This window comes from Oceanisphaera psychrotolerans, from assembly GCF_001870485.1.
Classification (GTDB): Bacteria; Pseudomonadota; Gammaproteobacteria; order Enterobacterales; family Aeromonadaceae; genus Oceanimonas; species Oceanimonas psychrotolerans.
Genome location: NZ_MDKE01000030.1, coordinates 21,340 through 31,749 on the forward strand (window position 1 = coordinate 21,340; position 10,410 = coordinate 31,749).

At 48.1% G+C, this 10,410-nt stretch carries 9 protein-coding genes and 1 pseudogene; all 10 read left to right on the forward strand.

Annotated elements, in window-relative coordinates:
- The first annotated feature begins 15 nt into the window (after positions 1-15).
- Complete coding sequence (locus BFR47_RS11160) at positions 16-1,098, forward strand: KpsE/RkpR family capsule polysaccharide export protein (protein ID WP_071473146.1); 1,083 nt, start codon at positions 16-18, stop codon at positions 1,096-1,098.
- Positions 1,099-1,163: 65 nt separating this feature from the next.
- On the forward strand, positions 1,164-2,504 hold the full coding sequence (locus BFR47_RS11165; protein ID WP_071473147.1) for a coiled-coil domain-containing protein: 1,341 nt from the start codon (positions 1,164-1,166) through the stop codon (positions 2,502-2,504).
- Between the two features lie 10 nt (positions 2,505-2,514).
- Positions 2,515-3,567 carry a dTDP-glucose 4,6-dehydratase gene (rfbB, locus tag BFR47_RS11170; RefSeq protein ID WP_071473148.1) on the forward strand — a complete coding sequence of 351 codons (1,053 nt, stop codon included), beginning with the start codon at positions 2,515-2,517 and terminating at the stop codon, positions 3,565-3,567.
- Positions 3,564-4,439, forward strand: coding sequence for a dTDP-4-dehydrorhamnose reductase (gene rfbD, locus BFR47_RS11175; RefSeq protein WP_071473149.1), 876 nt, complete (start codon positions 3,564-3,566; stop codon positions 4,437-4,439). Before rfbB ends, rfbD begins: the two co-directional genes overlap by 4 nt.
- A gap of 2 nt (positions 4,440-4,441) precedes the next feature.
- The gene (gene rfbA, locus BFR47_RS11180) at positions 4,442-5,317 is read left to right on the forward strand and encodes a glucose-1-phosphate thymidylyltransferase RfbA (RefSeq protein WP_071473156.1); all 876 of its coding nucleotides are present in this window, start codon (positions 4,442-4,444) and stop codon (positions 5,315-5,317) included.
- 3 nt (positions 5,318-5,320) lie between these two features.
- On the forward strand, positions 5,321-5,866 hold the full coding sequence (gene rfbC / locus BFR47_RS11185) for a dTDP-4-dehydrorhamnose 3,5-epimerase (protein WP_071473150.1): 546 nt from the start codon (positions 5,321-5,323) through the stop codon (positions 5,864-5,866).
- 16 nt (positions 5,867-5,882) lie between these two features.
- Positions 5,883-7,202, forward strand: a complete 1,320-nt coding sequence (locus tag BFR47_RS19135; RefSeq protein ID WP_071473151.1) for a BNR-4 repeat-containing protein — start codon at positions 5,883-5,885, stop codon at positions 7,200-7,202.
- 44 nt (positions 7,203-7,246) lie between these two features.
- Positions 7,247-7,726, forward strand: coding sequence for a hypothetical protein (locus BFR47_RS19140; protein ID WP_281245967.1), 480 nt, complete (start codon positions 7,247-7,249; stop codon positions 7,724-7,726).
- Positions 7,727-7,756: 30 nt separating this feature from the next.
- Positions 7,757-9,964 (forward strand): glycosyltransferase, encoded by a 2,208-nt coding sequence (locus BFR47_RS17525; protein ID WP_083399114.1) that lies wholly within the window; start codon positions 7,757-7,759, stop codon positions 9,962-9,964.
- Positions 9,965-10,124: 160 nt separating this feature from the next.
- Positions 10,125-10,410, forward strand: a pseudogene (locus BFR47_RS11200) (IS4-like element ISAs18 family transposase); the annotation flags it as partial.

The window sequence follows — 10,410 nt, forward strand, 5'->3', positions numbered from 1 at the left end:
GACGGCACAAACACAATGCAAAAATTCATCAGAAAACAACCACATTGGGCCCTGGCCTTTACCGCCATCATGGCCGTCAGCCTTTACTGGTTGGTGTGGGCCGCAGACCGTTATGTATCCCGCACTACCGTGGTACTGGAAAGCCCGCAGATTGCCGCCCCCGAATTCAGCTTTTCCAATCTGTTAAAAGGTGCCGGCGGCCACAGTGATCTTCTGTTACTGCGCGAACATCTGCTCTCTACCGATATGCTTAGTAAAGTGCAACGCGAGATCCCCTTTCGAGAACACTACAGCCAGAATGGCGATCTGTTTACCCGCCTGAGAGATGCCAGCGCCCCTATAGAGGAGCTGCACAAATACTTTAAAAAACGGGTTTCGGTCGAACTGGATGAGTATGCCGGGGTATTGAATATTACCGTAGAAGCCTTTGCACCCGAATTTGCCCAGCAATTATCTCAACTATTACTGAAATCCGGAGAAACTCATATGAATGCCATGGGCCAACGCCTGGCAGAAGAGCAGGTCCGCTTTCTGGAGGGCCAGGTAGCACGGCTGGAAGAACGATTAGGTAGTACCCGAGCCACTCTGCTGGCTTATCAGAACGAGCATGGTCTGATCTCTCCCATTCACACGGTAGAAAGCCTCAATCAGGTAGTGGGCACACTGGAAGGCGAGCTGGCCCGGATGCAAGCTCGCTACAGCGCCGCTCAAAGCTACCAGAGCACCCGTTCTGCCGAACTGGTAAAGATAAAAAGTGAAATCAATGCTCTTCAGAAGCAAATAGCGAAAGAACAAAACCGTCTGGCGCAGGAAACCGGTAACGCCCTTAATCGCATTTCTGCCGACTACCAGACTCTGGAGATGAAGGCTCAGTTTGCCCAGCAAACCTACTCCAGCGCCCTAGCCGCGCTGGAAAGCACACGCATAGAAGCCGCCCGCAAACTCAAGCAGGTAAGCGTGCTGCAAAGTCCGTTGCTGCCGGAATACGCCACCAAACCGGACAGGCTCTATAACGCCAGCGTGTTCGCCATCATCACCCTGTTTCTGGCCTTTATCGCCAACATGATGGTGCTGATTGTACGTGATCACCGGGACTGAACACGAACAACAACAGAAAGCCTCTCAAAGCCACATTCTGAATACCCACTATTGCAGGACATCAGATGACCGCATTTCCCATCCATACCCTGGTACACATTGGTGCCGGCTGCGGCGGCCAGTTGCCCTACTATCAGGAGCTCAACCCCGCCCGACTGATCCTGATAGAACCCCTGCCCGGCCTGGCCAGAGATCTCCGCCAAGCCACAGCCAGCATACCAAATAGCGAAGTATGGGAATTTGCGGTCAGCAGTCACACTGCAACCAAGTCAGAACTCACCGAATACAACCTGACTCAGGTTAGCAGCCTGCATAACGCCACAGGCTTGCTGACACTTTATCCCGGTTTAAAAGCGTTGCAACAGCACCAGGTTACCACTCTTTCTCCACAGGAACTGATGGAACGGTTGCAACTGAACCCGGAGCAATCTCACCAGCTAATCCTTGAAGCCAATGGTGAAGAGCAGGAAATTATCAACACACTGCTTGACCATGACCAGCTTTCTTTATTTCAGCATATCCAGATCATCATGCCGGAACAGGCTCTTTATCAAAGCCGGCATAATCCAGACGAAATGCGGAAGAAACTGGAAAAACACTGTTTTGAACTGCTGGAGGTAGACAATAATGATCCGGACTTCCCATTATGGAAGCTTGTACTCAACCCAGTCAAAGTCATGCTCAAGACAACTCAAACCGAACTACAAAAAACCAGACAGACCATAGAGCAACTCACAAAAGAACGAACAGCCCGCGACACAACCAGACAAGAGCATGAAACATTGCTCACCCAGACTGTGGAAAAAGACAAGCAATTGAAGTTACAACTGGCTGCCTCTGAAAAGCTGACCCAGGAACAACAGCAACAACTAGACACCCTAAAAAAAAATATTCAGACCGAAAAAATTACCAGAGAAAAATTCCAGCAACAGTGTGACAACCTCGCCATAGAGCAGGAGTCGCTTCAACATCAGCTTAAACAGTTAGCTAATGACTACTACGAGCTTAAAGCCAGAGACACTGAGCAACTGCAGCATTTATCCAGGTTGAATCAGGAAATAATTGTCGAAACTCAGGAAAAAGAAAAAATAAAGCAACAACTAAGGATAGAAATTAACACCAAGGAACAAGCACAGCAAGAGTGTTGCGCTATCGGCAAGGAGCGAGATGCTTTGTTACAAGATAAAAACCAGCTAATAAAAGAGCAATCAGCACTTAAAGAAAAAGAAAAACTCTTGATTGAGCTGCAAAAAAAACATGCGACGTTACAGCATGATCATCAAAAGGCTAAATACGAAAATCAGCAAACCCAGCTCCGCCAGAAACAACTAGAAAAAGAATTACTGAAAGCCGAGGCTCAGATAGAACTGATTAAAGACTTGATGACCAATGGCCGTACCATATGACGGAATACCTATGATCAAGACATTTCTGATCACCGGCGGGGCCGGTTTTATCGGCTCAGCCGTAGTGCGCGAATTGCTCAATAACAGCAATCACAAGGTCGTCATCGTAGACAAGCTGACCTATGCCGGCAACCTGGAATCGCTTCGTAGCGTAGCCAACCACCCCCACTATACCTTTGTCCGGGCCGATATTTGTGATGCTGCTGTGATGCAGAAAACATTCAACCGTTACCAGCCGAATGTTGTCATGCACCTGGCAGCAGAAAGTCATGTTGACAGATCCATCGACGTCCCCGCCGAATTTATTCAGACCAATATAGTGGGCACCTATACCTTGCTGGAAGCGGCCCGCTCCTATTGGTCTGTATTATCCACAGAGTCCAGGGCCAGGTTCCGTTTTCATCATATATCCACCGATGAGGTATATGGCGATTTGGACGGTACTGACGGTTTCTTTGCCGAAACCTCCTCCTACGCCCCCAGCTCACCTTACTCGGCCAGCAAAGCCGGCTCGGATCATCTGGTCCGTGCCTGGCAACGCACCTTTGGTCTGCCCACCCTGGTCACCCATTGCTCCAATAACTACGGGCCATACCATTTCCCGGAAAAACTGATCCCATTGATGATACTCAATGCCCTGGCCGGTAAACCCCTGCCGGTATATGGCGACGGCAAGCAGGTCCGCGACTGGCTATATGTAGAAGATCATGCCCGTGCCCTGGTGCTGGTGGCTCAGCAGGGCAAGGCAGGCGAAACCTACCATATCGGCGGCCACAACGAAAAACAGAATATTGAGGTGGTAACCACGCTGTGTGAACTTCTGGACGAGTTCAAGCCGGCTGAAGCGTCCTACAAACAACTGATCACCCATGTGCAAGACAGGCCTGGCCATGATGTGCGCTATGCCATTAATGCCGGAAAAATTTACAAAGAGCTGGGATGGCACCCGGTCGAGACCTTTGAAAGTGGCCTGCGCAAAACCGTACTGTGGTATCTGGAAAACTCACCGTGGTGGCAGCGAGTACAGGATGGCAGCTACCAGCGGCAGGGAGTCAACGCATGAGCCAGACCATACTGGTGACCGGCGGTACCGGCCAGGTGGGGTTTGAACTGCAACGCAGCCTGTTGCTGCATGGAAACATACTCGCTCCCAGCCGGAGTGCGCTGGATTTGTATGATGCAAGGGCCGTGGCCAGCTGGCTGGATACTCATCGCCCACAGCTGATTGTGAATGCCGCCGCCTATACCGCCGTAGACAAAGCCGAGACAGAGCAAACCCAGGCCAGTCGCCTTAACGCCGAACTACCGGCACAACTGGCCGAGTACTGCCGGGCCAGTCAGGCCGGACTGGTGCATTATTCTTCCGATTATGTCTACCCCGGCCACGGCGACACGCCCTGGAAAGAACAGGATGAAACCGGCCCACTCAATCATTACGGTCAGACCAAACTGCAGGGGGATATGGCCGTAGCACAAGCCGGCATTAACTATTTTATTTTTCGTACCAGCTGGGTGTATGCCGCACATGGCAACAACTTCATGAAGACCATGCTGCGCCTGGGTCGTGAGCGGGTGCAATTGCAGGTAGTGAACGATCAGATTGGCTCCCCTACCCCGGCCCGGCTGATTGCTCAGGTAACGGAGCGAGCCCTGAGCAAAAACATCGCCAGCGGTATCTATCATCTGGCACCCAATGGGTATACCCACTGGCAGCAATTTGCCCAGGCCATTTTTACGGATGCGCTCAAGCTGGGAGAAAAGCTGGCCATTTGCCCTGGGCAGGTAACCGCCCTTGCAACCCTGGATTACCCAACTCCAGCCCAACGCCCGCTGAATTCTCGCCTGAATATCAGCAAGCTTGAGCAGGCACTCCATGCCCGCCTTCCTGACTGGCGACAGCAACTGCAGCTCACATTGAAGGAATATGTGTCATGAATATCAAAGGCATCATTCTGGCCGGCGGTTCAGGTACCCGTCTTCACCCCATCACCCTGGGATTGTCCAAGCAGTTATTGCCTATTTACGACAAGCCCATGATCTACTACCCGATTTCGGTACTGATGCTGGCCAGCATTCGCGAAATTTTGATCATATCAACGCCGGATGACCTGCCTCTGTATCAGCGACTGCTGGGCAACGGCGAGCAGTTTGGCGTGAACTTCAGCTATGCGGTACAGCCCAGCCCGGATGGACTGGCTCAGGCATTTATTATTGGCGAGCAGTTTATTGGTGACAGTTCGGTATGTCTGGTACTGGGTGACAATATCTTCCACGGTCAGCATTTTTCCGGTCAATTGCAGCGCGCAGCAAGGCAAACAGAAGGAGCAACCGTATTCGGTTACATGGTAAGAGATCCCGAACGCTTTGGTGTGGTGGAATTTGATCCAGGCGGTTATGTCATCAGCATTGAAGAAAAGCCTCGGTACCCCAAATCAAACTATGCGGTGACCGGACTCTATTTTTACGATAATCAGGTAATAGAGATTGCAAAAGACATCAAGCCATCTGCCCGGGGCGAGCTGGAAATCACCTGCGTCAACAACCGCTACCTGAAGCAGGGCCAGTTAAGGGTAGAAAAGCTGGGCCGGGGTTTTTCGTGGCTGGACACGGGCACTCACGACAGTTTGCTGCAAGCCAGTAGCTATGTGCAGACTGTCGAGCAGCTGCAGGCCCTTAAGGTGGCCTGCCTGGAAGAAATCGGCTGGAACAATGGCTGGATCAGCGATGTTCAACTCGCCCGCCAAGGTGACTACTACCAGAAAACCCAATACGGCCAGTATTTGCTGGGGCTGTTACAAACAAAAGGAGCTTGATGCATGGAATATCAATCCCTTGCCATTCCGGATGTGGTCCTCCTCACCCCCAGCATATGTGGCGATCATCGTGGTTTTTTTATGGAAACCTTTCGCCACGACGAATTTATAACACACTGTGGCAACTACCATTTCGTACAGGATAATCACAGTAGATCCAAGCAAGGCATTTTGCGGGGTCTGCATTTCCAGCACAAGCAGCCCCAGGGCAAGCTGGTACGGGTAACGCATGGTGAAGTGTTCGATGTCTCGGTGGATATGCGTAAAAACTCACCCACCTTTGGTCAATGGGCAGGGGCATTGCTTAGCGAACGTAATAAGCAAATGCTGTGGGTGCCGCCCGGCTTTGCCCATGGCTTTTATGTAACCAGCGAAGAAGCCGAGTTTCAATACAAGTGCACGGATTATTACAATCCGGGGGATGAATATTCCCTGGCCTGGGACGATCCATTGCTGGCTATCGAGTGGCCACTGGTAGCCGGGGCTTTTCCCCAGCTTTCCGCAAAAGATGCCGATGCCCTCCCCCTGGCCCAGTGCCCCACCTTCTGAATGGCCGGAGCACAGCATGTCTGAAGCTGGAAAAGACAAAAAGCCGAAAAAAGGTAAAAACAAGCGCAAGCAAAACGAACAGGCTCCAATGACCATGAAGCTGCGTCATGAGGCTGGCCTGGCTACCACCACCGCTGGAATATGGCTACCCAAAGAGCACCAGCTTTATCTGCAAACCATATTGTTTTGGCAGGCGGGAGACTGGCAGGCACTGGCGAACCTGGATGCAACAACGCTGAAGCATCACCCTCGGCACATAGAGTTAATCAGCTTCAAGGCTGCCGCGCATTTTCAGCTGGGTGAGCTGGATACAGCCAGGGTGCTGCTGCGCAACCTGTCCGGAAAGCACCGGAGTACAATACGGATCCTTATCTCCGGTGCCTTCAACACCCTGGCAAGAGCCAGAACCAGTCTGGGCCATATGGAAGATGCCAGACAGCACTTTGACAACGCATCCTCGGCTGACACTATTGATCACTGCCAGATACTTATCCAGGCGCGTTGGTGCGAGCAATTGGCCCAGGCTGGCGTTGACAGCTTATGGAGCCAAGGTAACCTCTCGACTTCTATGCCGGGTTTTAGTGTAAAAACCATCAGGCATGTCGCACTGGGCGATGCCTGGGCAGGCAACACCGTGAATACGGTGATATTTCGTCACCATGGTATTTTCACCCGTAACGGTTGGCAGTACACCGCATTTTATGTTGATCAGAATACCCTGCGAGTAATACAGCGAAATCTGAAAAACGATGTGCTGGTACAACATGATATAAACGGTGATTACAACATTAAAGATGCACATAACAGCATCAGCCTGGGGATGGATAGGGATGGTTATCTTCATATCAGCTACGATCATCATGGCTCCCAGTTGAAGTATCGCCGCAGCCAAGCACCGGAAAGCATAGAAAACTGGAGTAATGAACTGGCCATGACCGGCCAGCGAGAAACCAAAGTCACCTATCCGGCATTTTTAATGCCATCCGAACATGCTCCACTACAATTATTATACCGTGATGGTAACCATCAGAAGGGCTCCGCTTTTATCAAGCAATACAATGAGGTCGAGCAATGCTGGTTGGACACGGACACGGCCATCTTATCCGGTGCGACCAATCACCCCTGGACCAGCAATGCCTACTGGAATCACCCGGTTCGCGACCATGATGGAAACTTGCATTTGAGCTTTGTCTGGCGCACGCACAGTATTGGTGAACAACAGCAGATCAACAACCTTAACATCTGCTACGCCAAATCCGTTGATAACGGCCAAAGCTGGCATTCATCCCATATGAAGCCATTTCAGTTACCTATTACCCAGGTGAATGCGAGGTGATTTGGCCAACACCACCCGCGAGTAATCTTATCAACCAGACCAGCATGGCGGTAGACAGCAAGAATCGGCCACATATCGTGTTTTATGCCAACGATGATGAGGGCATAGTACAATATCAACATCTGAGATTTGATGGCCAAAAATGGCAGCATCAATTTATTTCTCAGCGCACAACGCCATTTAGTCTATGCGGGAGAGGCACACTTCGCACTCCCATTTCTCGCCCGGAAATAGTAATAGACAAACATGACAACGTATTTGTTATTTACCGGGGTGATTTGACAGAAAACAGACTAGCTTCCTTATACCTTAAGGCGCCGCATTATCATTATAAACTCGAAAACCAGGAGTTTATCTATCGTGAACCATTAGGGTTATCTGAACCAGTCATTGACCGCTTGCGCTGGCAGCAGGAACATGTTTTAAGTGTCTTGGTGCAATACAACGAACAGCCGGATCATGATGTTAGCCACGTCAACATGACCAAACCTGTATATCTTATAGATATTGAATTTGAAGTTTGAAATTCATCTAAACAAGTATTGAGAGGGCATATGACTATAAAAAAATATGAAAATAAATCATATGACCTATCTGGTAATTATCTGGCACAGGGAAATACAGCCCTGCGAAAATGCAATTACAGTGACGCGATAAAATTGTTTAAGTCAGCATTAATACAGACACCCGAACTGACCGAAACCATTGAGTTCAACATTAACCTTGCTACCAGACGACTAAACAGCAGCAAAGTGAAGGATCATAGGGCTATAAATACTAAGGTAAAGTCATCCATAGAGGCATCATTACTTTACAAGCTTAATAGCGAGCGGTTTTCTATAGACATTGTGGTACCAGTCTATAACGCTCTCGAGGATGTAAAACGCTGTTTGGGTGCCATTGAACTCAACACCGATGGTTACAATGTAACCATCCATATTATCAATGACGGTTCAGGAACGCCTACAACAGAATGGTTAAGAGGATTCTGTCGTTCAAGATCAATGTTTATGTTAACCGAAAATGAAAAAAACAAAGGTTATACTCCGACCGTGAATGTCGGTCTACAACAATGCAAAGGAGACTATATTGTCACATTGAACAGTGACACCATTGTCACCAAAGGATGGATATCAGGCCTGGTACGCTGTTTTAAGTCAGACACCAGTCTGGGTGTTGTAGGCCCTTTATCAAATGCTGCAAGCTGGCAAAATGTGCCGACACTACTTGATGAAAACCATCAATTTGCAGTGAATGAACTACCTGCAGGCTGGTCACCTGATGACATGGCTCTTGCAGTCCGTTGTGCCAGCAAACACCTTTACCCGAAAGTTCCTTTTGTTAACGGCTTTTGCTTCATGATTTCACGCAAAGCCTTCGATGCAGTCGGACTGCTTGACGATGTCACGTTCCCGACAGGTTACGGTGAAGAGAACGATTACTGCATTAGAGTTGCACAAGCTGGATTGAGTCTAGCTATCTGTGATGATACTTATGTTTTCCACGCTAAATCGAAAAGCTTTGGTCATGAAAAACGTAAAAAACTGTCAAAAATAGGCTCTGACTCACTAAAAGAAAAATATGGAAAAGAAAAAATAAACTACTTGGAAGGTAAAATCCGTGACATGCCAGTTCTTGATGAAATACGTTCAAGCATTAAGAAATACATCGAAAAGTCATCCTTCAATAAAAATAACGATCCATTACTAAACAGAATCCTATTTCTTTTACCTGTTTCAAGTGGAGGCGGTGGCGTTCATTCCATTGTGCAGGAAACAATAGGCATGAGACGCATTGGTGTTCAAGCAAAAATTGCTGTACCTAAAAAACACCGCTTAAAGTTTATTAAAAAATATGAAGATATAGACGTAGTTGAAGATCTTTTCCTAGGATTTGAAATACATGAACTCGGAGAGCTGTCAAAAAAGTTTGATGTAATCGTCGGTACTATTTACACATCTATGAAACTGGTAAAAAAAGTGGTTGATGATAATCCGGGAATACAAGCTGCATACTATGTTCAGGATTACGAGCCGCTATTCTCAAAACCCAACACACCTGAGTGGCAAGAGGCTCGTGATTCTTATACGCTAGTACCCAATGCAATACTTTTTGCCAAAACAGACTGGATTTGCCAGAAAGTATATGAAGAACATGGTGTGCATGTGAAAAAGGTGTCACCGAGCATAGATCATGATGTGTATAAACCCGATCCCTTGGCTAAAAAGCGCGCCGGGCTGGAAGATAAAATTGTGATCTCTGCGATGATCCGTCCGAAAACGCCACGACGAGGTGCAGAGAGGACGATGTGTTTACTTAAGCGCATCTATGAGCATTTTGGCGATAAGGTACACATTGAAATTTTTGGTTGTACAGAAGCAGACCCACTATTTCAGGAACTAGAGCGAAATTTTAAACATACGAATAACGGTGAGCTAACCAGGCTAGGTGTTGCCGCTGTGCTTCAAAAATCAGATTGTTTTATCGATCTGTCTGATTATCAGGCATTTGGCAGAACAGGCTTGGAAGCTATGGCATGTGGATCCTTTATCATTAGCACTAAGTACGGTGGTGTATATGAATATACTGTTGATAAATTTAATGGATTTCTTGTTGATCCATTTGAAGAAATTATCTTATCCTGTTTTTTAGAAAAAATTAACAAAAAAGAAAAGTTAAATTATTTAAAAATAAATTCACTTCAAACTGCGTCATACTATTCTATACACAAAGCAGCAATATCCGAAGTCATTATACTTTGAGATTATCTATTACAATAAGTAAACTCAACAGACATCTATCAACTTAACTTATTAACTTATGAGCTACTAGCCTTAGCCATCCCCTCATATGAGCTAGAGCTGGCACGGCCTGGCAGGTAAACTACCCGCCTTTGAACCAAACTCGGCAACGTAACCAACCATGATCACCAGCGCTTCCATTTCAGAATACCTGCAAGACATCTTCGGCCAGGATATGCATGCCAAGCGTGTGCTTTCATTGGCCAATGCCACCTTGGGGGTCATTGAATCGAGCTCGCTGGCCATTCATGCCATTGGTAACGGCCTGGCCCAGGCCAATGGTCTTGAGCGTAAATACGCCATCAAGCAAGTCGACCGCTTGCTGAGCAACATCAAGCTCAACATCTGGTCGCTGTTCGACGACTGGGTACCCTACGTGGTGGCCGAACGCAAGGAAATCGTGGTCT